Origin of the sequence: Bordetella genomosp. 13 (assembly GCF_002119665.1) — a bacterium.
Lineage (GTDB): Bacteria > Pseudomonadota > Gammaproteobacteria > Burkholderiales > Burkholderiaceae_B > Bordetella.
Window position 1 is genome coordinate 421,937 of sequence record NZ_CP021111.1, and the last position, 26,622, is coordinate 448,558.

21 protein-coding genes and 1 tRNA gene are annotated in these 26,622 nt (G+C 67.7%); 11 read left to right on the forward strand and 11 right to left on the reverse strand.

Annotation, left to right across the window (positions count from 1 at the left end; translation table 11 throughout):
* Nucleotides 1-44: 44 nt before the first annotated feature.
* The 4 genes from hemE (at nucleotide 45) to CAL15_RS01985 (ending at nucleotide 6,517) form a co-directional block, all read left to right on the forward strand.
* A complete protein-coding gene (hemE, locus tag CAL15_RS01970; RefSeq protein ID WP_086077095.1) occupies nucleotides 45-1,121 on the forward strand; it encodes a uroporphyrinogen decarboxylase in 1,077 nt (358 codons plus the stop codon).
* Between the two features lie 327 nt (nucleotides 1,122-1,448).
* Complete coding sequence (locus tag CAL15_RS01975; protein ID WP_086077096.1) at nucleotides 1,449-3,566, forward strand: primosomal protein N'; 2,118 nt, start codon at nucleotides 1,449-1,451, stop codon at nucleotides 3,564-3,566.
* A gap of 25 nt (nucleotides 3,567-3,591) precedes the next feature.
* Complete coding sequence (locus CAL15_RS01980) at nucleotides 3,592-5,664, forward strand: UvrD-helicase domain-containing protein (protein ID WP_086077097.1); 2,073 nt, start codon at nucleotides 3,592-3,594, stop codon at nucleotides 5,662-5,664.
* 130 nt (nucleotides 5,665-5,794) lie between these two features.
* On the forward strand, nucleotides 5,795-6,517 hold the full coding sequence (locus CAL15_RS01985) for a HepT-like ribonuclease domain-containing protein (protein WP_157666569.1): 723 nt from the start codon (nucleotides 5,795-5,797) through the stop codon (nucleotides 6,515-6,517).
* Between the two features lie 131 nt (nucleotides 6,518-6,648).
* On the opposite strand, the gene CAL15_RS01990 is transcribed toward CAL15_RS01985, so the two are convergent.
* From CAL15_RS01990 to CAL15_RS02000, 3 genes are all read right to left on the reverse strand, one after another.
* Nucleotides 6,649-7,779: a M20 family metallopeptidase gene (locus tag CAL15_RS01990; protein ID WP_086077099.1), complete on the reverse strand. Its 1,131-nt coding sequence runs from the start codon at nucleotides 7,777-7,779 to the stop codon at nucleotides 6,649-6,651.
* 46 nt (nucleotides 7,780-7,825) lie between these two features.
* A complete protein-coding gene (locus CAL15_RS01995) occupies nucleotides 7,826-8,731 on the reverse strand; it encodes an alpha/beta hydrolase (RefSeq protein ID WP_086077100.1) in 906 nt (301 codons plus the stop codon).
* Between the two features lie 153 nt (nucleotides 8,732-8,884).
* Nucleotides 8,885-9,844 carry a succinylglutamate desuccinylase/aspartoacylase domain-containing protein gene (locus CAL15_RS02000; protein ID WP_086077101.1) on the reverse strand — a complete coding sequence of 320 codons (960 nt, stop codon included), beginning with the start codon at nucleotides 9,842-9,844 and terminating at the stop codon, nucleotides 8,885-8,887.
* 445 nt (nucleotides 9,845-10,289) lie between these two features.
* Between CAL15_RS02000 and CAL15_RS02005 the strand changes: the two genes are divergently transcribed.
* On the forward strand, nucleotides 10,290-10,874 hold the full coding sequence (locus tag CAL15_RS02005; protein WP_157666571.1) for a class I SAM-dependent methyltransferase: 585 nt from the start codon (nucleotides 10,290-10,292) through the stop codon (nucleotides 10,872-10,874).
* A gap of 409 nt (nucleotides 10,875-11,283) precedes the next feature.
* Here the strand turns inward: CAL15_RS02005 and CAL15_RS02010 are convergent, their stop codons facing one another.
* Together CAL15_RS02010 and CAL15_RS02015 are read right to left on the reverse strand one after the other, a co-directional pair.
* Nucleotides 11,284-11,520: a hypothetical protein gene (locus tag CAL15_RS02010; protein WP_086077103.1), complete on the reverse strand. Its 237-nt coding sequence runs from the start codon at nucleotides 11,518-11,520 to the stop codon at nucleotides 11,284-11,286.
* 161 nt (nucleotides 11,521-11,681) lie between these two features.
* On the reverse strand, nucleotides 11,682-12,530 hold the full coding sequence (locus CAL15_RS02015) for an NAD(P)H-hydrate dehydratase (protein ID WP_086077104.1): 849 nt from the start codon (nucleotides 12,528-12,530) through the stop codon (nucleotides 11,682-11,684).
* Between the two features lie 79 nt (nucleotides 12,531-12,609).
* Between CAL15_RS02015 and CAL15_RS02020 the strand changes: the two genes are divergently transcribed.
* Nucleotides 12,610-13,443 (forward strand): enoyl-CoA hydratase/isomerase family protein, encoded by an 834-nt coding sequence (locus CAL15_RS02020; RefSeq protein WP_086077105.1) that lies wholly within the window; start codon nucleotides 12,610-12,612, stop codon nucleotides 13,441-13,443.
* Between the two features lie 105 nt (nucleotides 13,444-13,548).
* Here CAL15_RS02020 and CAL15_RS02025 read toward each other — a convergent pair whose 3' ends face one another.
* Complete coding sequence (locus CAL15_RS02025; RefSeq protein WP_086077106.1) at nucleotides 13,549-14,295, reverse strand: enoyl-CoA hydratase-related protein; 747 nt, start codon at nucleotides 14,293-14,295, stop codon at nucleotides 13,549-13,551.
* The gene (locus tag CAL15_RS02030) at nucleotides 14,292-15,290 is read right to left on the reverse strand and encodes an NAD(P)H-dependent flavin oxidoreductase (protein ID WP_086077107.1); all 999 of its coding nucleotides are present in this window, start codon (nucleotides 15,288-15,290) and stop codon (nucleotides 14,292-14,294) included. The genes CAL15_RS02025 and CAL15_RS02030 overlap by 4 nt, the downstream gene beginning before the upstream one ends.
* A 145-nt stretch (nucleotides 15,291-15,435) precedes the next feature.
* On the opposite strand from CAL15_RS02030, the gene CAL15_RS02035 reads away from it, so the two are divergent.
* From CAL15_RS02035 to CAL15_RS02050, 4 genes are all read left to right on the forward strand, one after another.
* Nucleotides 15,436-16,059 (forward strand): TetR/AcrR family transcriptional regulator, encoded by a 624-nt coding sequence (locus CAL15_RS02035; RefSeq protein ID WP_086077108.1) that lies wholly within the window; start codon nucleotides 15,436-15,438, stop codon nucleotides 16,057-16,059.
* A 42-nt stretch (nucleotides 16,060-16,101) separates the two neighbouring features.
* Nucleotides 16,102-17,250 (forward strand): acyl-CoA dehydrogenase family protein, encoded by a 1,149-nt coding sequence (locus CAL15_RS02040; RefSeq protein ID WP_086077109.1) that lies wholly within the window; start codon nucleotides 16,102-16,104, stop codon nucleotides 17,248-17,250.
* Nucleotides 17,251-17,377: 127 nt separating this feature from the next.
* Complete coding sequence (locus CAL15_RS02045) at nucleotides 17,378-18,604, forward strand: CaiB/BaiF CoA transferase family protein (protein ID WP_086077110.1); 1,227 nt, start codon at nucleotides 17,378-17,380, stop codon at nucleotides 18,602-18,604.
* A 64-nt stretch (nucleotides 18,605-18,668) separates the two neighbouring features.
* Nucleotides 18,669-20,192 (forward strand): 3-hydroxyacyl-CoA dehydrogenase, encoded by a 1,524-nt coding sequence (locus tag CAL15_RS02050; protein WP_086077111.1) that lies wholly within the window; start codon nucleotides 18,669-18,671, stop codon nucleotides 20,190-20,192.
* 130 nt (nucleotides 20,193-20,322) lie between these two features.
* Here the strand turns inward: CAL15_RS02050 and CAL15_RS02055 are convergent, their stop codons facing one another.
* Nucleotides 20,323-21,255, reverse strand: coding sequence for a c-type cytochrome (locus CAL15_RS02055; RefSeq protein ID WP_086077112.1), 933 nt, complete (start codon nucleotides 21,253-21,255; stop codon nucleotides 20,323-20,325).
* A 213-nt stretch (nucleotides 21,256-21,468) separates the two neighbouring features.
* Between CAL15_RS02055 and CAL15_RS02060 the strand changes: the two genes are divergently transcribed.
* Nucleotides 21,469-21,543: transfer RNA gene (locus tag CAL15_RS02060), tRNA-Arg, on the forward strand.
* A gap of 12 nt (nucleotides 21,544-21,555) precedes the next feature.
* On the opposite strand, the gene CAL15_RS02065 is transcribed toward CAL15_RS02060, so the two are convergent.
* The 3 genes from CAL15_RS02065 to CAL15_RS24575 all read right to left on the reverse strand — a co-directional run bounded on the left by CAL15_RS02065 (nucleotide 21,556) and on the right by CAL15_RS24575 (nucleotide 26,607).
* On the reverse strand, nucleotides 21,556-24,450 hold the full coding sequence (locus tag CAL15_RS02065; protein WP_086077113.1) for an autotransporter family protein: 2,895 nt from the start codon (nucleotides 24,448-24,450) through the stop codon (nucleotides 21,556-21,558).
* Between the two features lie 173 nt (nucleotides 24,451-24,623).
* Nucleotides 24,624-25,943 (reverse strand): erythromycin esterase family protein, encoded by a 1,320-nt coding sequence (locus CAL15_RS02070; protein ID WP_157666572.1) that lies wholly within the window; start codon nucleotides 25,941-25,943, stop codon nucleotides 24,624-24,626.
* Nucleotides 25,933-26,607, reverse strand: coding sequence for a protein-L-isoaspartate(D-aspartate) O-methyltransferase (locus CAL15_RS24575; RefSeq protein ID WP_086077115.1), 675 nt, complete (start codon nucleotides 26,605-26,607; stop codon nucleotides 25,933-25,935). The genes CAL15_RS02070 and CAL15_RS24575 overlap by 11 nt, the downstream gene beginning before the upstream one ends.
* Between the last annotated feature and the right edge of the window lie 15 nt (nucleotides 26,608-26,622).

Below are 26,622 nucleotides of genomic sequence, written 5' to 3' on the forward strand. Positions count from 1 at the left end.
CCTCCGGGCAGTAAAATCATTGCTCCTGTTTTCAAAGGATCGCCGTGTCCGTCCCCGCCCTGAAGAACGACGTGTTCCTGCGCGCGTTGCTACGCCAGCCCGTGCCCTACACTCCGATCTGGCTCATGCGCCAGGCGGGACGCTATCTGCCCGAATACAACGCCACGCGCTCGCGCGCCGGTTCCTTCATGGCGCTGGCTCAAAGCCCCGAGTACGCCACTGAAGTTACACTGCAGCCCCTCGAGCGCTATCCGCTCGACGCGGCCATTCTGTTCTCCGACATCCTTACGGTGCCCCACGCCATGGGCCTGGGCCTCGACTTCGTCGCAGGCGAGGGGCCGCAGTTCGCGCGTCCCGTCCGCGACGAAGACGACGTGGCGCGTCTGTCGGTGCCCGACATGGACGCCCTGCGATACGTTTTCGACGCGGTTGCCAGCATCCGTCGCGCGCTGGACGGCAAGGTTCCGCTCATCGGCTTTGCCGGCAGCCCATGGACCATCGCCTGCTACATGGTCGAAGGTCGCGGCAGCAGCGATTACCGCCTGATCAAATCGATGCTGTATGCGCGTCCCGACCTGCTGCACCGCATCCTCGACATCAACGCGGAAGCCACGCGGCAGTACCTCAACGCGCAGATCGAAGCCGGCGCGCAGGCGGTCATGCTGTTCGACAGCTGGGGCGGCGTGCTGGCCGATGGCCTGTTCCAGCAGTTCTCGCTGGCGTACACACGCAAGGTGGTGGCCGGCTTGACGCGGCAGCGCGAGGGCCGGGCGATACCTGTCATCGTCTTCACCAAAGGCGGCGGTATGTGGCTCGAAGACATTGCCGCCTGTGGCTGCGATGCGGTCGGGCTCGACTGGACGGTCAACCTGGGCTCGGCGCGCCGTCGCGTGCAAGACGCCGTGGCATTGCAAGGCAACCTCGACCCCATGACCTTGTTCGGCGGCGGCCCCGCCATACGCGCCGAGGCGCGCCGGGCACTGGACGCCTTTGGCCAGGTGGCAGGCGGCGGCCACGTGTTCAATCTGGGCCACGGTATTTCGCAGCACACCCCGCCCGATGCGGTGTCCGAACTGGTCGACGAAGTTCACGCATACAGTCGCCGGTTCCACGCAAAGTAAGCGTCCGCTTTGCCTGCCATGCCCGACCCACGCCCGAGTTGTGCACAATATTTTGCCGGGCCGGGAAAACCCCCAAAACTTGCGGCGTATTCTATGAAAATTTCACAAGTCATTGAATTTTTTGTGGAAAACGAGAATTTGCCGAAATGCACCCAGTCATGGTAGCCACAACTCGTGCTTGACGTTAGTGCAGTGCGGCGTGTTTTCCCCAAAGTTATCCACAGACTGCGGGGCACAACTTTTTTCGGTGAAGCGGGCCAGCCGCTTAGCGCCAACATCCAGAATCCACTTTAAGTTTGTCCGTCGTCCCTGCCTCGAATCGTGTCCATGAACCAGCCGGCCAGCATTGAATCCAGCGCGGCTGCTAGCGCGGCGCCTGGCGCGGCTGCCGGCGCTGCCGGCTGGGTGCGTGTCGCGCTGGACGTGCCGCTGCCCGGCCCGTTCGATTACCGCTGCGCCGAGCCGATCGAGGTCGGCGTGCGCGTCATCGTGCCATTCGGGCGACGCAAGCTGGTGGGGGTCGTGGTCGCACTGCCGGCCGAGCCTGCCGTCGACGCGGCGCAGGTGCGCGACGTCGAGCAAGTGCTGCGCGACCTGCCGGCATTCCCCGATCCGTGGATGCGGCTGGCCCGATTCGCCGCCGACTACTACCAGCGTCCGTTGGGCGAGGTCATGCTGCCCGTGCTTCCGCCGCCGCTGCGCAAGCCCTCTGCCTACCAGGGCAAGCGTTCCGGCCTCGGTCCGGTGGCGCGCCGCGATGCCCGCAAGCCGCGCGTGGCCGGGGCGGCCGTCGTGCCCGACCAGGCTCCCGTGCTCAACGAAGAGCAGCAGGCCGCCGTGGACACCATTGCCGCGCTGCGTACATTCAAGCCGGTATTGCTGCATGGCGTCACCGGCAGCGGCAAGACCGAGGTCTACCTGCGCGCCGCGCAGCAGGTATTGGCGGCCGGACGGCAGGTATTGCTGCTGGTTCCGGAAATCAACCTCACGCCGCAACTCGAAGGGGCATTGCGCGCTCGCCTCGAAGCCGTCATCGGGCCGGACGCCCTCGTCGTGCTGCACAGCGCGCTGTCCGACGGCGAACGCGTGCACACCTGGGCGGCCGCGCAGCGAGGCCAGGCCCGCATGCTGCTGGGCACGCGCATGGCCATCTTCGCGCCCATGTCCGAACTGGGCCTCATCGTGGTCGACGAAGAGCACGATCCTTCCTACAAGCAACAGGAAGGGCTGCGCTATTCGGCACGCGACCTGGCGGTGTGGCGCGCGCGCGACCTGGACATCCCCGTGGTGCTGGGTTCGGCCACGCCGGCGCTCGAGTCCTGGCATCACGCCGAGCGGGGACGCTATCTGCGTCTTACCCTGGCCAATCGTGCGCGCGCCAGCAGCCTTCCAAAGGTGCGCCTGGTGGATACGCGCCGGCTTGCGATGCGCCAGGGCCTGTCGCCGCAACTGATCGACGCCATCGGGCAGCGCATCGAACGCGGCGAGCAGGCGCTGGTCTTCCTCAATCGCCGCGGCTACGCGCCGGTGCTGCATTGCAATTCGTGCGCATGGGTCAGCCATTGTCCCCGCTGTTCCGCATTCACGGTGCTGCATCGAGGCTCCGGCGCGGGCGGCTATCGGCTGAACTGCCATCACTGCGGCTATCAGGCCACGGTGCCGCGCGCCTGCCCCGAATGCGGCGACCAAGACCTCATGCCCATGGGGCGGGGCACGCAGCGTGTCGAGGAACACCTGGCCGAGCTGTTCCCCCAGGCGCGCATCTCCCGCATCGATGCCGACAGCACGCGGCGCAAAGGCAGCGCGCAGGCGTTGTTTGCCGCCGTACACGCCGGCGAGGTCGACATCCTGGTAGGCACGCAGATGGTCTCCAAGGGCCACGACTTCGCGCGTCTGGGCTTGGTGGGCGTGCTCAACGCCGACTCCATGCTGTTCGCGCAGGACTTCCGCGCCCCCGAGCGCCTGTTCGCGCAACTGATGCAAGTGGCCGGCCGGGCAGGCCGCCATACCGCCGGCGGCGAGGTCATCATCCAGACCGGTTATCCCGAGCAGCCGGTCTACCAGGCGCTGCTGCGGCACGATTATCCGGGCTTCGCGCGCCACGCGCTCGAAGAGCGCGAGGCCACCGGCCTGCCGCCCTTTGCCTACCAGGCGCTGCTTACGGCCGAGGCACGCGAACTGGCGCAGGCGCTGGCCTTTCTGCAGCGCGCCCGCGACATCGCCGACGAGGCCGGCCTGCCTGCGCTGGACGCCGTGACGCGGTACGATCCGGTTCCATTGCGCGTGGTCCGCGTGGCCCACGTCGAACGCGCCCAGCTGCTGGTCGAAAGCACCAGTCGCCCGGCGCTGCAGGCCTTTCTGCCCGCATGGTCCGCATGGCTGCCGCATCTGGCGGCCGACTCTCGCGTGCGTTGGCAGCTCGAAGTCGATCCCCTCGAGATATAACCGCCGTCTCATCCCATCGAAGACGATGTCCTTCCCTCAGTCATCCGTACCGGCCGGCCTGAACCCTGCGCAAAGGGAAGCGGTGCTGTACCTCGACGGTCCATGCCTGGTGCTGGCCGGCGCCGGCAGCGGCAAGACGCGCGTCATCACCCAGAAGATCGCCTATCTGCTGCGCGACTGCGGCTACATGGGCCGCAACGTGGTCGCGCTCACCTTTACCAACAAGGCCGCGCGCGAGATGGCCGAGCGCGTGAAGACACTGGTCGATCCCAAGCTGGCCAAGGGCCTCACCATCAGCACTTTCCACGCGCTGGGGGTGCGCTTCCTGCGCGAAGAGGCCACCAATGCGGGCCTGAAGCCCAACTTCTCCATCCTCGACGCCGACGATGCGATGGGCATCATCCAAGACCTGATGGCCACCACGGACAAGGGCCGCCTGCGCGAGGTGCAGTCCATCATCTCGTTGTGGAAGAACGCGCTGCTGGATCCCGAGGCCGCCTCGCGCGTTGCGGGCACGCCCAGCGAAGTCGAGGCCGTCACGGTGTATCGCAGCTATGCGGCCACGCTGGCGGCCTACCAGGCGGTCGACTTCGACGACCTCATCCGCATACCGGCCGAGATGCTGGCCAGCAACGGGCAGGTGCGCCAACGCTGGCAGAACCGGGTGCGCTACCTGCTGGTGGACGAGTACCAGGACACCAACGTGTGCCAGTACCGTCTGGTGCAGCTGCTTACCGGCGACCGCGCCATGTTCACCGCGGTGGGCGATGACGACCAGGCCATCTATGCCTGGCGCGGCGCCACCATCGAGAATCTGGCCAAGCTCACCACCGACTATCCCAATCTCAAGCTGATCAAGCTCGAGCAGAACTATCGCTCGGTGCAGCGCATCCTGGCGGCCGCCAACAGCGTCATCGAGCGCAATCCCAAGCTGTTCGAGAAGAAGCTGTGGTCGGACCTGGGCTGGGGCGAACCGATCGTCATCTCGCCCATGGACGGCGATGAGCACGAGGCCGAGTCCATCGCCATGAAGATCTCGGCCGCGCGCTTCGAGCGCCAGGCCCAGTGGAAAGACTTCGCCATTCTCTACCGCAGCAATCACCAGGCGCGCGTGCTCGAACAGGGGCTGCGCAACCTGAAGATTCCATACACCATCTCGGGCGGGCAGAGCTTCTTCGACAAGGCCGAGATCCGCGACGTACTGGCCTATCTGCGCCTCATTGCCAACGACGACGACGATCCCGCATTCATCCGCGCCGCCACCACGCCCAAGCGCGGCATCGGCCAAAGCACCTTGCAGACGCTGGGCCAGTATGCGGCACAGCGACAGATTTCAATGCTGGCCGCGGTAGACGACATCGCCCTCGATACGTTGCTGGCGCCGCGCCAGCTCGAGCCTTTGCGCACCTTCGCCGCCTTCATCCGTCGCATCCAGCCGCGCGCCGGCCGCGGCGCCGTCACCGTCGCAGAGGCGCGCAGGCCCGACCCGGCCGGCGCGCTTCTCGAAGAGCTGCTTGGCGCCATCCAGTACGAGCGCTACCTGTACGACACGCTGGATGAGAAGCCCGCGCAGACACGCTGGCAGAACGTGCTGGAACTCACGGGCTGGCTCAAGCGCAAAGCGGAAGAAGACGACATGACGCTGGTCGACCTGGTGCAGCACGTGGCGTTGGTCACCATGCTCGAACGCGGCGAGGACGAAGAACCCGACGCGGTGAAGCTCTCCACCCTGCACGCTTCGAAGGGGCTGGAATATCCGCACGTCTACCTGGCGGGGGTCGAGGAAGGCCTGCTGCCGCATCTGGGCAAGGAAGACGACGACACCGGCGATCCCGAGCGCGTCGCTGAAACCCTGGCCGTGCGCATCCAGGAAGAGCGCCGTCTCATGTACGTCGGCATCACGCGCGCCCAGCGCAGCCTGAATCTCAGCTGGTGCCGCCGACGCCGGCGTGCGCGCGAAGACCGTGTCTGCGAGCCTTCGCGGTTCATCGAAGAAATGGGGCTGGAACAAGCCGTGCCGCAGGAAGACGAAACCACCCGCGCCATGAGCCCGAAAGAGCGGCTTGGCATGCTGAAAGCCCTGCTGAAGAAATCGTAGCGATCCACCGGCCTTGCTCCGTGGGCAGGCAGCGGCCGCTATTGCGCTGACTATTAACATGTTAAATAATTGGCATGTTGTCGGCCCTACCCGCCGGGCAGGCCTTTATTCTTCTGGCCCCTGTTTGTCCATGTCCTTCAGCGAAACTCGATCATTCCACTCCGGTCCGCGCGAGCGCGTCGTCGCGGGAATGAGCGCCGGCTGGTTGCCCCACCCCGAGCTTCACGTCGACGAGGCCGCCGCCAGCGAGGCGCTGGCACGCTTCGGCCTGCGCTACGTGCGTCTTTTCCCGTGCGAGGGCATGGGAGACGGCTGCGGCATGGTGGTGGAAGCCGGCCCCACGACGTCGTTGCAGACCCTGTACGAGGCGGAGCTCAGCCTGTCGTCCTGTCTAGGCGTCGATGTGCAGTTGACGACGACCGGGGTGAACGGCGTCAATCCTCTGGCAGCCCCGTATCCGCCCCTGATTCCCGGCATGTGCCTGATGCACCCGCGCGACGAGATGCAGGAGCCGGCCCGCAGAATCTTCGCGGCCATCGAACGCATCCAGCGCTATGTGGCCCAGACCGACGCCGAGGCGTTCCTGGCCGATTCGCTGGTGCAGGACGCCGTACTGCAGAACCTGCGCGCGCTGGGCATGGCCATTCTCGACATCACCGACATCCCCGGCGTGCACGAGGCGTTTCCCGAGGTGGAACCCTGGTTCCACATCCTCGTGCAGGCCGTGGCGCCGGACAGCATCGATTGGCATGTGCTGTGGAACACCATCCACCAGGACCTGCCGCGCATCGGGCTCGAGGTCGAAACCCTGCTGCGGGCATTGGCGGACGAGGCGGTGCCCGCCGGTGCGTGAGTAGAACCGCATTGCGGTGAAGCCGTCCTGCGCGACGCGCGGTCCCGATCGTACACGGCCCACGCAGGCCCGACTCGGCCGCAACGCGGCCCGGTCTTGCGCTGCCCCGCCGTACCCGACCCGACCGCCCTTCAGGCCAGTTCGCGCAGCAGCAGGCTCCAGAACTTCACCCGCATCTCCAGCGTCGAAATCAGAATGTGTTCGTGCAGCGTGTGCGCGCCGTCGCCATCGGCGCCCAGGCCGTCCAGCGTGGGCACGCCCATGGCCGACGTGAAGTTGGCGTCGCTGCCGCCACCGGTCATCGGCGCGTCGTCGAGCACGAACCCCGCCTCGCGCGCATAGCCGCGCGCCAGCTCCAGCAGCGCGGTCACCGCGGCGTCCTTCACCATGGGCGGGCGGTTCAGTTCCACGTCGATGTCCAATTCGACATCCGGTCCCACCGCGCACAGCTGGCGCATGCGGCGCAGCACGTCCTCGGCCGCGCCCATGTCCGGCACGCGGAAGTCCACCACGCACCGGCACTGCGCCGGCACGGTGTTGGTGGCGGTGCCGCCGCTGATGGTGCCCACGCTGACGGTCACGCCGCGCTCGTAGTCGGTCATCGCCTCCAGCGCCAGCACCTGGTGCGCCATTTCTCGGATCGCGCTGCGCCCCAGCTGGTGCTGCACGCCGGCATGCGCGGGTCGGCCCTTCACGCCCAGGCGCAGCATGCCCGTGCCCTTGCGCGCCGTCACGCACTTGCCGCCGTTCGCGCGCGCCGGCTCGCACACCAGCCCGTACCTGGCGTTGCGCGCGAAGCGCTCGATGTGCTGGCGCGAGGCATGGCTGCCGGTCTCTTCGTCGGGCACCATGAGAAAGTCGATGGGCAGCCGCGTGGCGCCCGGCTCGGCCAGGCCCGTCATGGCCGACAGGACCAGATAGATGCCGGCCTTCATGTCGTAGCCCCCTGGGCCGTACAGCTTGTCGCCTTCGATGCGGATCGGGTTGTCGTCCAGCGTGCCGATGGGATGCACCGTATCCAGGTGCGCCAGCACCAGGATGCCGGGGCGTGTGTCGCCCTCGGCGCGGTTAGTGGCGTACAGCAGGGGGCCCGTGCGCTCGCCCAGCGGCGTCACGTCCACGCGCAGGCCCAGTGCGCGCGCATGCGTGGCGACGATGTCCGCCATGGCCGCCACGCCGGCGGGCGAGTTCGTCGGCGATTCGCAGCGCATCCAGGCCTGGATGCCGGCAACCAGTTGATCGGTATCGGGTAGCGTGTTCATGGCGGATCCGGGCTGGGACGAGGAATCGGTGTGAAGACGATGCGCGTCAGGCGGCGGGACGGCCGGCCAGGCGGGCCAGCGCGGCCTCGTCCGGCATGCCCCCGTCGAACCACAGGCTGGCGCAGACCGCCGACATGGCGCGGCCGTCATGCCCGATGCCCGGCACGCTCTGCAGCGTCCAGTTGCACGGCACGCCGCGCCGCGCCGCCTCGGCGCGCCCGGCCTCCAGGTAGTGGTGCGCCCGCGCATAGCGGTGCGGCCCCTGGCGCAGCGCGGCCTCGTCCGACGGCAGGTACGGACCTTCCGTGGCGATGTCCTGGTCCCCTGCCAGGATCAGCAGGGGATAGGACAGCAGGCGTTCGACGTGGCCGTCGCTCAATCCGACTCCGCCCAGCCCCTCGGGGAAAGGCAGGTCCAGCGTGGGCAGGGTGTACCAGCCGGGATTGCCGATGGCTACCGCGTGGAAGGGCGCATGCGACTGGCTGCTCATCAGCCGGTGCACGAACTGGCCGCCTCCGGCGTGGCCGAACAGATAGACCCGTTCGCAGTCGCTGACGCCGGCGGCGCGTATGTCGGCCAGCACGCGGGCCGGCAGCGCGTAGGTCCAGCCATCCACGTGGCGCGGATTGCCGCCGGGACTGAAGACGCGGCCGTTGTTGTAGCTTTCCACGCCGGGCCAGATCGTTTCGGAGAAAGTCGGCGCGACGATGAGCAGCTTGTGGCGATCGGCGACGTCGATCCAGTAGTCGCGGTACTCGTCGCCGTTGCGCAGCACGCCATGCTGAACGATCACGACGGGCCGGTCCGGCGTGTAGCCGTACGAGCGATAGGTGTGTAGCGTGAAGGGGCGGTCCGAGTTGCGGTCTTCGTCCACGTAGGCGATGGCGTTGCGGCCGGCATGGCCCAATTCCATCGCGATGCGGTCGGCGTTGGAGAGATCCAGGGGCTTCATGGTCTTTTCGCACGGAGCGGATGGTTTGCCGGTCGGGCAAACGCCACCTGCGCGGTATGAGTGTTGATGGAAGATGGCGAGAGTGTACCGGTCCGCGCAAGCGGCGGGTACGCGGGCGCGCGGCTGTGTACGGCGAATGCGGACCGGCCCGCGTCAGGCGATGGCGCGCGCCAGCCGCACTACCGTGACGCCGGGACGCGGACTGCCCAGTGAGGGCATGACGAGCACGCAGTTGTCGTAAGGCGTGACGACGGCCTCGTCATCGTTCCAGCCGATCAGCGTGCCGGCCGTGGGCAGGCATTCCAGGCCCTGCCAGGGTTGGCTGAAGCGGAAGTTCTCATTCTTGCGCGCGATGGCGTGCGTCACTTCCAGGGCCTGCCGCGAGGGGGCGTCGGGCGCGAACCACTTCGAGGGCAGGTCCTCGCGCTCCAAGGCGCCCGAGGCTGCCAGGAAACGCGCCATCTGGTCGATGGCGACGTCGCGCGATTCGGGCGCACCATGGAATCCGCACTCGATCAACAGCGAACGCGTGCCGTTGTCGTCGGGCTCGGCGAAACGGCCGTAGTCGCGCATGCGCACGCCGGCCGCATGGCCGGCGTCGGCGATGATCCTGGAAGGCGTGCCCAATTGAAGGCCCAACTCGATATTGCGCGGCAGCAGTCCCGTCAGCTGTAGCGGCACGTCGGAGTTGCTCATCGAGTGTATGTCCAGCAGCCAGTCCGCCTGTTCGACCCACGGGCGCAACTGGATGGCGCGGCGGCGTTCGTGCGTGCAAGGGTCGGCCAGCTTGTCCTCGCTCCAGACGCGGTTCATGTCCTCTTCCACCATGCGCGAGCGAGCGTAGTGGGCGGGATCGAAGCGGTCGAATGCGGCCAGGTTGCAGAAAGCCAGCGTCAGCGCGCCGCGGCGCGGCCGCAGGCCGCTTGCCAGGAAGGTCTTCAGCGCCCATGCGCCGCACAGCTCATTGCCATGGACCAGCGCGGTGATCAGCACGCGCCGGCCCGGCGCGCCGGAATCGAAGTGCCACACTCCCTCGGTGCCGGTGTTGCCCGCCCGTTCGGCATGCAGGTCGGGACAGGGAAGTTCGAAAGCGCGCTGCGGGATGTTCGACATGGCGGCTCCGGGCGGCGGCGTCGTCGGGCGGCTGCCGGACGGTAGGCGGCACGGTTGGGAATGGTGGTGCGGCCTATTCTAGGTGGCCGCGGGCGCGCGCCACAAATCGACTGCGGCGGCGCGGGTCGTCGTTGCAAGCCGCGGGTACGGCAGTTGCTATACAGTCCCCGGCGCGGCATGCGCGGTTGTCAGCCGTTCGGACGAAGCGTTCTCCGCGCCTGTTCAGCGACTCGAACCGAAAGGAGGGACCATGCGCTCGATCCTGCTATGGCTGCTTGGCGTACCCATTCCCATCATCATCCTGATCGCCTTGTTCTGGCACTGATACCGGTCTACTCGCGCATACGCAAAGGAACGCTCCGGGCGGAATTTCCAGCTCCAGCGACGAGGCTTGCATCTCCACGCCCGGATGAGGTGCGAAAGGACCATTCGAGGTACTGCTGCCATGACCGACTTCGATGCTCTCTACTCGCGCACTTCCGATCCGTGGGGACTGCGCACCACGTGGTACGAACGGCGCAAGCTGGACGTGCTGATGGCTTGCCTGCCGCGCGAACGGTATCGCCATGCGCTGGACCTGGGCTGCGGCGAAGGCGAGGCGGCAAGGCGCCTGGCCGATCGCTGCGATGCCGTGCGCGCGGTGGACGGTTCGGCGACGGCGATCGCCCGTTGCAAGCAGTGGGCCAGTCAGGCCGGTGCCACGCATGTAACGGCCGAAGTGCTGCAGTTGCCGGGCGAATGGCCCGTCGGCATGGACGTCGCAGCCGATCTGGTGGTGGTGTCCGAAGTGGCCTACTACCTGGATGACCCGGATCTGGATCTTTTCCTCGAGCGCTGCGCGGCCTCGCTGGCGCCCGGGGGAGACTGGGTGATGTGCCACTTCAAGGACGCATTCGACGACAGCCTGCAGCAGGTCGGCCACATTCACGGACTGGTAGACGCAGGCGGGCAGGTCGTCCGTCTTGCGGCGCACGACGACGAGCGCTTCCGTCTCGACGTGTGGCGCAAGCCCGGAAGGAAAGCATCTTGATCGGCGTCGGAATGGCACGCGCCGCGGGGGGGCGGCGCACCTGCTGACCTGGGGCGCACGCCGACACCATGGTGTCCGACGCCTGGCTGGTCCATCAACTGGCCCTGCAGCGCTACGGCGTTGCGGCGGGAGTGGAATGTCGGGGAGGCGTCCGGAGGCCCGATGCCCGGGCCCGAATGCCTGGAGACGTAAAGGGTGGCCTTGCGACGCGAACGGGCTTCAGATGGACAAACGCCCCACGGCTTCGATATCGAGTAGCCATAGGGCGCTTGCGATGCTGCGCGGTCGCGTCCGAGCAATGCTGCGCGGGGACGCGGTCCGGGCACGAATGGGCCGTGCCCGATGCCGCCAAGAGGCGTTGCCGAGGGGGCGGGAGATCGGTCGCCGGCCCGGCGCACGCCTCAGCGGTTTACCACTGAGAACCGGTGAAGCGGGCGTTTTGGGCGCGGGCGCGGTTCATCGATTCTTGGACTTCGTCTACGAAGGCGAACAGATTGCCGATCGCGCGGGCGATACCCGAGACGGCCGACTTCAGCACGTTCGCGGGGCGCAGGGACGAAGGGTTTTCCATTGCGCCGCGCAGCAGTTCACGTTCCAGCGCGTCGGTCAGACGGACATTGGTCGTGTTCAGGCTCAGGTCGCTCATGGTGGACTCCAGTTGGTCTATCAGTGGAATCCATTATAGGGAATACCCTATGTGCACCGCAACAAGAATTTTAGGGAAAACCCTAGAATGTTGCTAACGCGCAAAAGAAGGCCCGTCTCCGTCGGGTTTTTATAAAGGGGCCGCACCATCGAGGCCCGCTTTCACGGCGCGGCGTTCCGGATGCGCCGAGCGGCGTCCGCCAGTTCGCCGGCCGTCATTCCGATGGGTCCGATGCCAGCCGCGGCTAGGGCGTCCGCCGCGGCGCCGTGCAGCCACACGGCGCCGGGCACGGCCTGGTCCAGAGGAATGCCCTGCGCGATCAGGCTGCCCACGATGCCGGCCAGCACGTCGCCGGTTCCGGCAGTGGCAAGACCGGGATTACCGGTGGCGTTGACCAGGCAGGGGCCGTCCGGCGCGCACACTACCGTGCCCGCGCCTTTCAGGACGGCCCAGGCGCCATACCGGTCGGCGAGGGCGCGCGCCGCCGCCGGGCGGTCGGCCTGGACCTGCGCGGTGGGGCAGTCCAGCAAGCGCGCCGCTTCGGCGGGATGCGGCGTCAACACCACCGGGGCGGGACCCCATTCCGGCTGTACCTGGCCATGCGCCAGCAGATTGAGGGCATCGGCGTCCAGCACCATGGGGACGTCGCCCCGTTGCGCGAACAGCCGGGCCAGCAGACGGTGCGCCAATGCCGCCGTGCCGAGTCCGCAGCCGGCCACCCAGGTGGTGATGCCCACGCTGGCATCCGCCAGCAGGCCATGCGCGTCGCGCAGCATCAGTTCCGGCTGCACCGGGTCGCACGGCATCGGCGCGGCGTCCTGCGCAAAGCCGATCAGCACCTTGCCCGCACCCGTACGCAGCGCCGCCCGCGCCGCCAGCAGCGCCGCGCCCGCCATGCCGGGGCCGCCGCCCAGTACTGCCAGCGTGCCGTAAGTGCCCTTGTGCGACTCCGGTGCGCGCGGGGCAAACAGGGCAGGCAGGTGCTCGCGCAGAATGGGTCGAGTGTTCATAGGTTGAGAGGCGGGCAGGCCGGCGAGGGCCGATGCCACTATAGTGCCCGAAAAGCTTACGCAAACGAGGAGACCAGCAATGCTCAATCCCGAACTCGATCACTACGCCCACTACCAGTCGCTGAAGCTGCGCCGCCATCCGCATGGGGTGCTGGAAGTCATCATGGGGTCGCCGCAGCATCAACCCGGCCGGCTTTCCACCGCCGATGACCGCATGCATCGCGAACTGGCCGACATCTGGCGCGACATCGATACCGATCCCGACACGCGCGCCGTGGTGCTGCGAGGCGAAGGCAAGGGCTTTTCCGGCGGCGGCGACCTGGACCTCGTCGAGCAGATGGCCGATGACTTCGAGGTGCGCGCGCGCGTGTGGCGCGAGGCGCGCGACCTGGTCTACAACGTGATCAACTGCGGCAAGCCGGTGGTCTCGGCCATGCATGGCGCGGCCGTGGGCGCGGGCCTGGTGGCGGGCCTGCTGGCCGACGTGTCCATTGCCGCGCGCGACGCGCGCATCATCGACGGCCACACCCGCCTGGGCGTTGCGGCAGGCGATCACGCCGCCATCGTGTGGCCGCTGTTGTGCGGCATGGCCAAGGCCAAGTACTACCTGCTGCTGTGCGAGACCGTCAGCGGCGAGGAGGCCGAGCGCATCGGCCTGGTATCGCTGTGCGTGGACGAGGCGGACCTGCTGCCGCGGGCCTTCGAGGTTGCCACGCGTCTTGCCACCGGTTCGCAGACTGCCATCCGCTGGACCAAGTACGCGCTGAACAACTGGCTGCGCCTGGCCGGGCCCAGCTTCGACGCGTCGCTGGCGCTGGAATTCATGGGCTTCTCGGGGCCGGACGTGCGCGAGGGGCTCAGTTCCCTGCGCGAGCGGCGCGCGCCGAATTTCTCGTCGGGCGCGCCGTTCTGAGGCGTGGCTGGCGCGTGCGCGTCGTCGCCGGCGCTACGCGGCCGCGCAAGTGCGGCCGCCGGTGTGCGGGCTCGCGCGCACATCATGCGGCCCACATCATGGATATCAAGGTTTCTTGAAGAACCGCGCGAACGCCTGCTGCGCCTCGGGCGAGGCCAGGCGCTTGCGGAACTGCTCCGCTTCGATGTCCAGTGTCTCATGCAGCGCCGGCCGGTCGGCGCGGCGCAGCAGCGCCTTGCTGACGCGCAGGGCCGCCGCCGGCTGCGCCGCCAACTGAGCCGCCGTGTCCTGCGCGGCCGCCAGAGCGCCACCGGCGGACACGACGCTGTTGACCAGGCCCGCTTCGCAGGCCTCGGGCGCGCCGATGGCGCGACCCAGCAACAGCCATTCCGCCGCCTTGCGCATCCCTGCCAGGCGCGGCATCAGCAGACTGGAGCCGCCTTCGGGACACAGCCCCAAGGCCACGAACGGCATGCGCAGCGTGGCGTCCTGCGCGGCGTGCACGAAGTCGCAGTGCTGTAGCAGCGTCACGCCGATGCCCACCGCGTGGCCTTCCACCGCGGCGATGACCGGCACATCCAGGTCGATCAGCGCGCGCAGAAAACCGATGGCGGCGCTGTCGCCGGCGGGCCGTCGGGCCTGCGCCTGGAAATCCCGCAGATCATTGCCCGCCGTGAACTGGCCGCCCGCGCCCGTCAGGATCACCGCCGCAAGTTCGGCGTCGTCCGCAGCCTGGCGCAGCTGCGCGGTCAGTTCGCCATAAGCGGCGTTGTCCAGCGCGTTGCGCCGCTCGGGGCGATTGATGGTCAGCGTGAGGACCGGGCCATCGCGATGGTGGTCGATGCCGTTCATGAGAGCGCGAAGTCCCCGCCGCCCAGCCGTGCGCGCGCGGCGGCGAACTCCGTGCGCAGGCGGGCGACGATGTCGGCCGCGGGCTGCACGCTGCCGATGGCGCCCACGCCCTGGCCCGCTCCCCAGATGTCCTTCCACGGCTTGACCCGCGAGCTGCCGAAGTTCGATGCGTCTTTCTCGGGGTCTGGCAGCGCCGCGGGATCCAGGCCCGCGGCCACGATGCTCGACTTCAGGTAGTTGCCCGGAATGCCGGTGAAGAACGGCGTGTACAGGATGTCCGACGCGCTGGCATCCACGATGGCCTGCTTGTAGCCTTCGGAGGCGTTGGCCTCGGCGCTGGCAATGAAGCGCGTGCCCATGTAGGCGAAGTCCGCGCCCATGGCCAGGGCTGCCAGGATGGCGCCGCCCGTGGCGATGGCGCCCGACAGGATTAGCGGACCATCGTAGAAGCGCCGCACCTCGGACACGAGCGCGAACGGACTGAGCGTGCCCGCGTGGCCGCCCGCGCCCGAGCACACCAGGATCAGGCCGTCCACGCCGGCCTCGAGCGCCTTCTCGGCATGGCGCAGGGTGGTCACGTCGTGGAAGACCTTGCCGCCCCAGGCATGCACGCCGGCGACCAGGTCGCCGGGCGCGCGCAGACTGGTGATGATGTAGGGCACCTTGTGGCGCGCGCACACCTCGAGGTCCTGGTCCAGGCGGTCGTTCGACTTGTGGATGATCTGGTTCACCGCATAGGGCGCCACCTTGCGCTGCGGCTCGGCCTGGCGCAGTCCCTGCAGTCCTTCGCCGATCTGGTGCAGCCAGTCGTCCAGCAGGCTTTGCGGACGCGCGTTCAGCGCGGGAAACGCGCCCATCACGCCGGCCGCGCATTGCGCCAGCACCAGCGCGGGGTTGGACACGATGAACATCGGCGAGCACACGACGGGCAGCGTCATGTGGGCGTACAACTCCGACACGAGCGCCGGGCGGGTGGGGGCGGCGGGTCCGTTCATGCAGGCTCCTCGGAAAGATGACGGCCGTTGCCGATGGCGGCAAAGCCGTCCTATAATTATCTACCGGTCGTCCGGTAATCAATCCATTCCCAAATTTAACGGCAAGCGCCGCGGCACTGTCAATGCTCGGCAAGGCCTCGTTCCCATGGCAGATTCGTCCGTATCTCCCGCTCGCCGCGGCCGCCCCGGCCGGCCTCCCACGCTGGAAGCCCCGCGCGAACGCATTCTCGCCGCCGCGTCGGACCTGTTCGCACGCAGCGGCTACGAGAGCAGCTCGATCGCCGACCTGGCCGGCGCGCTGGGCGTATCCAAGGCGGCCATCTACCACTACTACCCCACCAAGCAGGACATCTACGACGCCATCATCCTCGAGACGCTGCAGGGGCTGTCTGCCGCCGTGCGGGCCGACATCGCCGACGCGCAGGCCGGCCTGCCGCGCCTGCGCGCCTTCATGCTGGCGCATGCCGACTACTTCGAGCGCCATCACGCGCAGTTCGTGACCATGCTCATCGGCTATTCGGGCATGGCCTTGCCCGAACGCGAAGATGCCGCGCGCCTGCGCGATGGCTACGAAGCGCTGCTGCGCGAGGTGCTGGCGCAGGGCGTAGACGAGGGGCACTTCCGCGCGGTGGACGTGGCGGCCACGGGGCGCGCCGTGCTGTCGATGCTGAACTGGATGGTGCGCTGGTACAAGCCCGGCCAGGGCGACAGCGCCCGGCGGATTGCCGAAGCCTATTTCGATCTGATCACCGGCGGTTTGCGTCCCTGACGCTGCCCGCCTCTTTCTTTGTGATGAATTGCAGGAACCGCAATGGCTCTCGATAACGAAACCCTGACTCTGCTGCTGGACGCCGTGCGTCGCTTCGTCGATGAACGGCTCGTGCCCGCCGAAGACGAACTGGCCGAGACCGGCCGCATGCCCGAAGGCATCATCGAAGAGATGCGCGCGCTGGGGCTGTTCGGCCTGTCGATCGCGCCCGAGTATGGCGGCCTGGGCCTGACCATGGAAGAAGAAGTGCGAGTGGTGTTCGAGCTGGGCCAGACCTCGCCCGCGTTCCGCTCGCTGGCCGGCACCAACATCGGCATCGGCTCGCAGTCCATCGTCCTGAGCGGCACCGACGAACAGCGCAACCACTATCTGCCGCGCCTGGCCAGCGGCGAACTGATCGGCTCGTTCGCGCTGACCGAGCCCGAGGCCGGTTCGGACGCGATGTCGCTGCGCACCACCGCCGTGCGCGATGGCGACGACTACGTGCTGAACGGCACCAAGCGCTTCATCACCAATGCGCCCATCGCGGGGCTGTTCTCGGTGATGGCCCGCACGTCTTCCGAGCGCGGCGCCGACGCCATCTCGTGCTTCCTGGTCGAGGCCGGCACGCCGGGCCTGTCGCTGGGCAAGCCCGACAAGAAGATGGGGCAGGTCGGCGCGCAGACCTCCGACGTGGTCTTCACCGACTGCCGTGTGCCTGCCAGCAGCCTGTTGGGCGGCCAGGAGGGCAATGGATTCCGCACCGCGATGCGCGTGCTGGACAAGGGCCGGCTGCACATCTCGGCCCTGTGCGTGGGCATCGCCGAGCGCCTGGTGCGCGACGCGGCTCGCTATGCGCTGGACCGCAAGCAGTTCGGCCAGCCCATCGCCGAGTTTCAGCTGGTGCAGGCCATGCTGGCCGACAGCCAGGCCGAGCTGTATGCCGCGCGCTGCATGGTGCTGGACGCCGCGCGCAAGCGCGACCGCGGCGAGAACACCACGCTGGAAGCGGCCTGCTGCAAGCTGTACGCGAGCGAGATGGTCGGCCGCGTGGCCGACCGGGCCGTGCAGATCCATGGCGGCGCGGGCTACATGTCGGAATACGCCGTCGAGCGCTTCTATCGCGACGTGAGGCTGTTCCGCATCTACGAGGGCACGTCGCAGATCCAGCAGCTGGTCATCGCGCGCGAGACGCTGAAAGCCTACCGCTGAACGCATCCGCGGCGCGGCGCGTCCTTGTGCCTGCCCCGCACAATAACGTGCGCAAAACGGAACATGCCGCGCCGCCCGCGGGGCTAATATGCCGGATTCCCCGTCTTACTCTTACGTGCCTGAGCTCATGTCGCAACGTCCCGCCCCCCTGACCGGCATACGCGTGCTGGATCTCACCCGCGTGCTCGCGGGCCCCTGGTGCACCCAGAACCTGGCCGACCTGGGGGCCGAGGTCACGAAGATCGAGCGCCCCGGCACGGGCGACGACACGCGCGAATGGGGCCCTCCGTACCTGAAGGACGAGGCCGGCAACGACACCACCGAGGCCGCGTACTACCTCTCGGCCAACCGCAACAAGCTGTCTGTCGCGCTGGACATCGCCACGCCGCGAGGCGCCGAACTGGTCCGCCAGCTGGCCGAGCAGAGCGACGTGCTGGTCGAGAACTTCAAGGTGGGAGGCCTGCGCAAGTACGGCCTCGATTACGAAAGCCTCAGCAAGGTCAATCCGCGCCTCATCTACTGCTCCATCACGGGCTTCGGCCAGACCGGTCCGTATGCCAGCCGCCCCGGCTACGACTTCATGATCCAGGGCATGGGCGGCCTGATGAGCATCACCGGCGAGCGCGACGACCTTCCTGGTGGCGGCCCGCAGAAGGCGGGCGTGGCCGTGGCCGACCTGATGACCGGCATGTATTCCACCGTGGGCATCCTGGCCGCGCTGCACGAGCGTTCGCGCAGCGGCCTGGGCCAGCACCTGGACATGGCGCTGCTCGATTGCCAGGTGGCCATGCTGGCCAACCAGAATCTCAACTTCATGACCTCGGGCAAGGCGCCGCGGCGCGCGGGCAATGCGCACCAGAACCTGGTGCCGTATCAGGTGTTCGCCGCGCGAGACGGCCACCTGATCGTGGCCGTGGGCAACGACAGTCAATTCCGCAACTACTGCCGCGTGATCGGCCTGCCCGAGCTGTCGGCCGATGCGCGCTTTGCCACCAACCCGCAGCGCGTGCAGAACCGCGACGTGCTGGTCCCGCTGCTGGCCGAGCGCATGGCCACGGGCGAACGCGACGTGTGGCTGGCCGAGCTCGAGGCGGCGGGCGTGCCGGCCGGTCCCATCAACACGGTGGACCAGGTGTATCAAGACCCTCAGGTGCTGGCCCGCAATATGCGCCTCGACCTGCCGCATCCCACCGCGGGCAAGGTGCCGATGGCCGGCAGCCCGCTGAAGTTCTCCGGCAGTCCGGTGCAGTATCGCCACGCGCCGCCGCTGCTGGGACAACATACCCGACAGGTGCTGCAAGAGCGGCTGGGCCTGTCCGAGGACGACATCCGGGCGCTGGCGCAAGGCGGCTGACGGCCGCCGGACCCGCGCCGTTCCGTTTCATCATTCATCCATATCGATAACGAGGAGCCAGACGATGAAGGACATGCAGACGATCGGCGTCGTGGGCGCCGGCGCCATGGGGCGCGGCATTGCGCAGATTGCGGCGCAGGCGGGCCTGACGGTGCGGCTGTACGACACCAGCGCGGACGCCGTGTCGGCCGCGCGCGAGTCGCTGCGCCAGACCTGGGACAAGCTGGCGCAGAAGGGCAAGCTGGATGCCGCGCAGGCCGACGCGGCGCTGGCCCGCGTGCAGGCCGCGGGCGCGCTGGAAGACCTGGCCGACTGCGAGCTGGTGATCGAAGCCATCGTCGAACGGCTCGACGTGAAGCGCGAGCTCTTCGCCCGGCTCGAAGACATCGTCGGCCCCGACTGCATTCTCGCGTCGAACACCTCGTCACTGTCCATCACCGCCATCGCCGCCGCCTGCAAGCGGCCGCAGCGCGTGGCGGGCTATCACTTCTTCAACCCCGTGCCGCTGATGAAGGTGGTCGAGGTGATCGACGGCCTGCGCAGCGATCCCGCGGCAGGCGACGCGTTGACCGCGCTGGCGCGCCGCATGGGCCACACGCCCGTGCGCGCCAAGGACATGCCGGGCTTCATCGTCAACCATGCCGGACGCGGCCTGAACATCGAAGGCCTGCGCACCGCGCAGGAAGGCGTGGCCAGCTTCAGCCAGATCGACACCATCATGCGCGAGCAGGGCGGTTTCCGCATGGGGCCGTTCGAACTGCTGGACCTGACCGCGCTGGACGTCTCGCATCCGGTGATGGAGTCCATCTACCGCCAGTTCTTCGACGAGCCGCGCTTCCGGCCTTCGCCCATCACCACCGTGCGCCATGCCGGCGGCCTGCTGGGCCGCAAGGTGGGCGAGGGCTTCTACGTCTATCAGGACGGCCAGAAGCAGACGCCCGCCGAACCGCCCGTGCCGGCCGCCAAGGCCGGACTGAAGGTATGGATCAGCCCCAAACATGCCGATGGCCACGCGCGTGCGGCCGAACTGCTGCGCCAGCTGGGCGCGGAACTCGTCGCCGCGGCCAAGCCGCCCGCCGATGCCTTGATCCTGGTCACGCCTTATGGCGATGACGTCTCCACCTGCGTGCAAGAGCAGGGCCTGGACGGCGCGCGCACCGTGGCCCTGGATACGCTGCATGGCTTCGACGCCAAGCGGCGCCGCACGCTGATGGTGTCGCCGGCCACGCTGCCCGAATGGCGCGACGCGGCTCACGCGCTGTGCGCGGCCGACGGTGCGCCGGTATCGGTGGTGCAGGACTCGGCGGGCTTCGTCGCGCAACGCATCGTCGCCGCCATCGTCAACGTCGCGTGCGACATCGCGCAGCAGCGCATTGCCACGCCGCAGGACATCGATCGCGCCGTCACGCTGGGCCTGGGCTATCCGGCGGGGCCGCTGGCCATGGGCGATGCGCTGGGCAGCGCCCGCATCCTCGAGATCCTGCGCAACATGCAGCGCGTCACGGGCGATCCGCGCTATCGCCCCAGCCTGTGGCTGCAGCGTCGCGTGCAACTGGGCATGTCCCTGCTGGACGAGGCCAAGGCGTAGCAACGAGGCAGGCGGGCTCCGTTGCGGGGCCGCCCGTGCTTACTTTGCCTAGCCTGTTCGCGATGCTCGTGCGGAGCGGGAAAAGAAAACGCGGCGCCTCGGCGCCGCGTTTGCGTTGGAGTTGCGACGTTTACTTCGACGCGTTCACCATGTATTCGATGGCCGCGCGGATGTCGTCATCCGATGCGGACATGGCGCCGCCCTTGGGCGGCATGGCGCCCTTGCCCTGGATGGCGACCTTCAGCATGGTGTCCATGCCGGTGGCGATGTAGGGCGCCCAGGCGGCCTTGTCACCCACCTTGGGCGCGTTGGCCACGCCGGTGCCATGACAGGCGAAACAGGTGGTCTTGTAGAGTTTCTCGCCGGCCGGATTGACCGCGGCCTGCTGTTGCCCGCCAGCGGCTGGCTGTTGCTGGGGTTGCTGCTGCTGTTGCGGTTGCTGCGGTTGAGCTTGCGCCGCGGGGGCTTGCGCCTGCTGCTGCGGCGCGGGCTGGGCCGGCTGGGCAGCGGCGGCCGGCGCCGCGGGGGCTGCCGCCGTCTTTTGGGCGCCGCCCTCAGGTTCCTTGGGTTCCGGGAAGTTGCCGCCGGACTGGTTCGCCATGTAGGTCACGGCGCGGGCGATCTCGAAATCGTCAAGCGCGGGATTGCCGCCCTTGGGCGGCATGGCGCCCTTGCCTTTGATCGCCACCTGCAGCATCGAGTCGAAGCCAGTCTTGATGAAGGGTTCCCAGGCGGCCTTGTCGCCGACCTTGGGCGCGCCCGCGACGCCGGCGCCGTGGCAGGCGGTACAGGTGGACTGATAGACCTGTTCGCCGGTCTTGAAGACCTTGGGCGCGTTGGCGTCGACCAGTTCGAAGCCCGCGACGGGCATGATGCGTTTTTCGACCGATTGCTCGGTCATGGAGTCGGACCCCGCCCCTACCTTGTCTCCGGAGGTGACGTAGCTGACGAGCAGCAGAATGACGACGACGGGTAAGATGAAGGCCAGGATGACTACGACTGCCAACTGCCTGGGCGTTTTGATCAGCGATCCATGTTGTTCGTGTGCCTGCTCGTTGCTCATAACCTATGTTCCTGCAAGTCGGGTACCAGGGCGCCTGTCGGCGGCAACATTCTTACTTTTTACTTCGGGCAGGCGAACACCCCAACAGCAGTGGCCTCCCCTCCACTTCCTCCGTAAGCCGCTGATTATATATCGCCAGGGTGGGGTGGTAAGGCACGCGTGGCCAGGCACGGGCGTGCCGGCCCGAAAGTCCGGTACAATAGCGGTCGCGCCGTGCCCGTAGTTCAATGGATAGAATGAGAGTTTCCGAAGCTCTTGATACAGGTTCGATTCCTGTCGGGCGCGCCACAGCATCCACATCTAGAACATCATCCTGAAGCCCGCCGTGGCTGTCACCGCGTAGCTGCCTGAAAAGTCCGCGTCCGTTCCGACTTCTCCATACAGCGCATAACGCTCGCCCCAGCTGTAGTTTCCGCCTACGCCCACGCCGCCCCAGGTGCGTCCCATACGGCTTTCCACCGGCACGCCCGCCACCTGTACCCGCGCCCCGTCCAGGAACTCGTGCTTGACGTTGACCACGCCGTAGATGCTGGCTTCGCGCGTCTTGCCCCCGCCGTCATCCCAACTGCGCGTGTAGTCCAGCGCCACGCCGAGCCGGCCTTGCAGGCTATCGCCCTTGTCGCTCTCGACCTGGGCGCCGAACCTGTCGTCGAAGCGGTTGAACCGGGTCGACACGTAGCTCAGCTGGGCCTGCGGAATAAGGGAGAATCCTTCCTTCACCGCGTAGGCCTTGCCTGCTTCTAGGCTCAGGCCGTAGCTGTGCGCGCTCTTGCCATTGGCCAGCCGGCCGGCAAGCCCCGAACTCAGGTCGCTGTCGAACCAGGTCGCCTGGGCTTGCGCGTCCACGTAGGCGCCGTCCTTGCCATACCAGGTCAACGTCGGGCCCAGGCCATAGGCCGTGGTGTCGACCCGGCCGTTGCCATGGCCCGAAGACACATGCGTATCGGCCGTGCCGTAATGCACGGTGAACCCGCCGACCAGGCGCGATCCGCCTTGCTCGCCGGACAGGATGCGATCGACGCCGAACTGCGCCTTCCAACTGTCGATGTCCTGGCGCGATCCGGTCGTGGAGACCGAGGGTTCCAGGCGGGCGGTCGTGCCTTCCACGCGGGCCCAGACGCCGTTTCGGCCGGCGCCCCGCGGGTCGTAGAGGCGATTGCCGACCCGCTGTCGCAGGGTGGGCAGCTGGCTCAAGGACATGAGCGTGTTGGCGTAGGCCTCGTAGACCGGCACGCCGGGCTGGTAGAGCGGGGGGGCGCTGCTGCCGCCGGGCGCGGCGCTTCCGCCATCCGGCGGGGTGACGCCTCCTGGCGGTGTGGCTCCGTCCGGATCCGGCGAGCCCGGGTTCGTCAACGAAGAGCGCAGGTACCAGTCGCCATCGGCCGCGTCCTTCTCCAGCACATAACCGTAGGCGCCCGCGACCAATGCAGGCTGGCCACCGATGACGTAATCGCCGTTGGCCAGGTCGAACCGGCCATCCGAGGCGCCGTTCACCTGCACGATCTGGATGCCATGCTGCGTGGGCGCGCCCTCGCCTCCGACGTTCGTCACGGTGACCGGGGTGACGCCGGATGTGGCTCCCGTGATCACCAGCCGATCGGTCGGCGAACTGTCATCGCCCAACCGGGTCCTGATCGCGAGGTTGCCGCCCGAAGCGGCATAGTCGCCGGCGATGGTCAGCGTGCCGAAGCCGCTGCGGGGGCCGGGCGCGATCGTGCCACGGTTGACGGTCGGGCCGACCTGGCCCGTGCCGGTCAGCCGCGCGCCCGCCCACACGGTCGTCGGGCCGCCCACTATGCCATCCACCTGCAGCGTTCCCGCCTGGATTTCCGTGTTGCCGGTGAACGCGGAGCTATCGCCGGTCAGCGTCAGTATGCCGCCGCCCAGCTTGTTGAAGCTGGACGTGCCGGAAAACCCGGTATTGATGACGACGTCGTAGGAGTCGGTATCGAACCAGGCGCCTTCGGCGCCCACTGCCTGCGTGGCGAAGCCGTTGAGATAATCGGATTGATTGCGGAGCGCGCGCAGAATGCCGCCGTCGATGTTGAGGGCCGCAGTGCCCTCTCCATGGACGACCGAGCCCGTCTCGAGCACGCCGCGGCCGCTGGCGTCGCCATTGAGATCGAGGGTGCCGGTGGAACCGCTGAAGATGGCGATATGGGTGTTGCTCTCGGCCCGCACGAGGCCGCCCCTTTCGATGGTCAGCGTGCCGGCTCCATTCCGGCCGACTTCAACGCGATCGGTCGCGGTCAGGGTCGAGATATCGCCGGTGCTGCTCGATACCGTCACCGTGCCGGAGCCGCCGGTACCGTAGCCGATATAGACGGATGCTGCCGAAGTCGGCCCGGCTGATCCTACGGTGCTTACGGTTGCGCCGTCCAGGACTTCGAGTTCGCCTGTCCCCTCGAAGCCGGCATAGATGTTCGCGACCGTGTCCCAGATCGATGCGGGCCCCGAGACGGTGACGCGGCCGTTCCCGCCACCGGAGACGCCGATCAGCCCCTGTCCACTGCGCACTGCGCCGCCATCGTCGATCTGGACCGTGCCAGTACCGAGGTCGCCGATGTAGAGCGAGGCCGTCCGCGATATCGTCCACGTCGAGGCACTGCCCGAAACCGTAATGTTTCCGACGCTCGTGCTGTCGAGACCGAGAAGAACCGACTGGCTACTGTCCGCCACCCCGCCATCGAGGATCCGGACCGTACCGTTGCCGCCCACTTCGACGCCGATATTGACCTGACCGGAACTGGTCCATCGCGAGGCAGCTCCGCTGCCGTCGGCGCCAGAGACGACGACCGTTCCGTTGCTGCCGGCATAGTTGCCAATATAGGCCGACAAATTGCTTACCGTGCCGCCGGCGGTGATGGTCAAAGTGCCGTCGGCCGTGTCGCCGACGACAAGGTCGTCTCCGACAATCCACTCGGGTGACTGGACGGTACCCGGGCCTACCTGGCCGAGACCCGTCACCGATTGCGCGCTGGCAATCCCGAAGCCGTCGAATGTACAGAAGAGCGTGACAAGGGCTGCCGAGAGTACGGAGCGGTGGTGGCAGGCAGTCGCGTCCTTGCCCTTCGCCCCGCGACCCCTACGCCCGGCGATATCGCCCAGTACGGCGTCCTGCGCCTGGAATATATGTCCGGCGTGCCGGCCCGAAAGGCCTGTATTGCGTGCAACGCTCGTCGTTTTATTGGCCATTGCGGGTCTCCGTCAGACGTTGAGTTTGCCGTTTACGCTCATTCTTATTACGGCAGTACTCGCTTTTCTTTAACGAAGGATGACGCTCAGGCTACGCCGGCGTGCCATCGCGCTTCGCGGCACTGCCTTGCCAACCCGATATGTGCAGCCCGCAGAACAGGCGCGTCCCCGCGCTACAGCCCGAACGGCCAAGTGTCTGGCAAGCCTTCGCGCCGTGCCGTGGGCAGGGGCGTTACGGCGCTGGTCCGGTCCATCCACACATAGGCGTCGAACTGCCGAGTCAGGGAGGCCCGAACGTAGTGGCTGTACCGCTCCGTTTCCGGACGATAGATCACGCCTATGAATCGTTCCAGGCGCTGCCGGGCCAGGTTTTCGCGCAACCCATCGTCCAGGCCGTCCATGTCCAGCATGAACCTCGGGATGTCCGTGCGATGCATGAGGCACTCGTAGCTCTCCGCCAGCGCCGGCCTGACTGCCATTACTTCCATGGGTCCTTCCCATTGGCCCGCGGCCGCCACCGTGCCGGTGTGCGTGCCGAAGCCGATCAGCGCGGCTGCGCGGCCGTAGCGCTCGCGGCAGAGCTGTCCGATGTTGATCTCGTCTCGTACGCTGCCCATTTCCGTGGCGGCCGCGTCGCCGATGTGCGAATTGTGCGCCCACACCACGGCGTTCGCGCCCTCGCCGTGGGCGCGCAGGACGTGTTCGAGCGTTTCGAACATGTGGGTGTCGCGCAGGTTCCAGCTTTGCGCCGAGCCTAGGTACATGGCGCGGTAGTAACGCTCCGCGGCGGCCACCAGCCGCGCATTCTGCGCGGCGTCGAAGAAATCATCGCCGTCCTGGCCTGCATATTCCAGGCGTCGCTCGAGCAGGTCGCGCAACTGCGCCAGCACGGCCTGCTCGCATTCCGCATGCCGGCTCGTCAGTGCGGCATGCCCGTACGCGGCAGGATCTTTGCGCCACGGCGCCAGGCAACCGTAGCGTTGGCGGGCGATGCGTCCCGCGGTGGGATCGACCTTGTCCAGATAGGCCAGCACGGCGGCCATCGATTGCCCCAGGCTGTACATGTCCAGGCCGTAGATGCGTACTTGCCGTTCCGCCGGCACGTTCGCATTGTGGTCGCGCAGCCATGCCGCGAACGCCGCGAAGTCGGTATTGCGCCACATCCATGTGGGGAAGCGTCCGAAGGCCGCGGGATCATCGTCCGCCGCGCCGCCGCGACCGCGCGCCTGCCGGTCCAGAAGGGCGGCGTCGGGCCAGTCGGCCTCCAAGGCCACGATGGTGCAGCCGTGGTGCTCGATCAGGCGGCGTGTGGCCGCCGCGCGAGCACGATAGAAGTCCGACGTGCCATGGCTGGCTTCGCCCAGAAGGACGACCCGGCGGTCCGCGTACCTGTCGAACAGCCGTGCGAAAGCGGGGCCATCCGCATCCGTCCACGGCAGCGCCGCCTTGCCTACCCGCACCGCCAGCTCATCGTCATCCCGGTCATTCCCCATCGTCGGTCTCCGAGTCGGGCCGCCAGCCATGCCTGCCGACCAGCGGAACGAACCTCACCTCGCCCAGGCGCTCCTGCGCATAGTCGGCCTGCCCGTGCCTGGTCACCCTGACGAGGTGTTGCCATCCGCCAGTGCCGCCTATGGGCATGACAAGGCGGCCTCCTATGGTCAACTGCTCGCGCCATGCCGGCGGCACGATAGGACCGCTGGCAGCGGCCACGATGGCGTGAAATGGCGCGCGCGACGGCAGTCCCTCCGTGCCGTCGCCTAGATGAACTTTTACATTGTTGTACGCCAGTGCCCGCAGTCGTTCGCCCGCCTGCAGCGCCAGCGGCCCATGCCGCTCGATCGTGTCCACGCGCCCGGCGATGCACCCCATCACCGCGGCCGCGTAGCCCGAGCCGGTGCCGATGTCCAGCACCGCATCGTCCGGCTGCAATTGCAGCGCCTGCACCATCAGCGCCACGATGTACGGTTGTGAAATGGTCTGCCCGCACCCGATGGGCAAGGGCCTGTCCTCGTAGGCCAGGGCGCGTGCATCGTCCGGCACGAACATCGACCGCGGCACGCGGCGCATGGCCTCCAGCACGCGTTTGTCATGTATTCCGCGCGCCTCCAATTGCAGTCGCACCATGTTGTCGCGCAGTTGCTGCTCTTCGTCCATCACGCTCGCCGAAAC